The following is a 1,020-nucleotide window of genomic DNA, read 5'->3' on the forward strand; positions in this document are numbered from 1 at the left end:
CGATTTGTGCAGTGCGATCCGGTATTTCATTGGAACCTCCGGTGCCAATTATAGGGCGGCCGTTTCCACACGCGTAACGTTCACGCCCAGCCGCGCGCGCCAATGGACCTTTGCAAAGCACGGCGCTCGCGCGCGCGTCGGCCTGCGGCGTGGGGTTAGGTGTCACTTTGTTGTTTCCGGTAATTTGGGATCGCAAGCCTTCAGCAGCGAAAAGCCCAGTGGAGACGGCCGGAACGTTGTCTTTGGATCTGTTATTCGTTGGCCAAAGCTTGTCGTGTCAATTTGGTCCCACGTTGCTTCGTATTCGTCAATGATGCATCCGAGGCGATGAAGGTTCTGGAGCGAAAGTCGGATATCGTCTTCGCTGTTTCCGAGGGCTGACTGAATTTTGGCGAGCGTGATGCCTCCATTCGGGACGTTTCGGTGCATGAGCCATCCTTGGCTCGATAAGTACTTGAGTATTTGCGCATCAATCGGCTCGATGGAAGAAAGAATCTCTGTAAAGATCTTCTTCGGTTGTAAGCGCCTGCCCGGGTCAGTGGAGTTGGCAATTAGACCGGCCCACATATCTTGAATGGATTCGTCATCCTCCTGCGACGCGGCCTGCAAGAGCGGGATTGCGAATCGCGGCGCAACAGGGATGCTCTTTCCCTGAAGTTTTCTTTCTCTGTGTATCTCCTCGACCTTGTCTTGTAATCGTAGCAAGTTCTTGTATCTGAAAAGTCTCGCCCAGTCGTGAACGGCGCCGCCGAGCTCTACGACTGCATCGCCAACAACCTTGTTGAGAAACGCACCGACCTTTTCTGCGACCTCGAGCGCCTTCCCGCCTGCCTTGGCAATTTCTTGCGCCGCCTTTGCGGTGTCCTTATCCACGGCTCGCAGTAGTGAGACCTAACCGGTGAATGAACGGCACTTTGCTGCCCGAGAAAGCATGCAGATGTAGAAGCATGCTCCCAATGATAGAAGCTTGCCTATGCCGATACGATCACAAATCCAGATACTTCGAAGCGATTCCCTTCC

General features: G+C 54.0%; 1 protein-coding gene. It reads right to left on the minus strand.

Annotation, left to right across the window (positions count from 1 at the left end):
- Nucleotides 1-162: 162 nt before the first annotated feature.
- Entirely contained in the window at nucleotides 163-873 is a 711-nt protein-coding gene (locus WD823_RS03385; RefSeq protein ID WP_368428080.1) for an Abi-alpha family protein, read from the minus strand.
- Nucleotides 874-1,020: the final 147 nt, after the last annotated feature.

It is taken from the genome of Sulfuricaulis sp., from assembly GCF_040901545.1.
Classification (GTDB): Bacteria; Pseudomonadota; Gammaproteobacteria; order Acidiferrobacterales; family Sulfurifustaceae; genus Sulfuricaulis.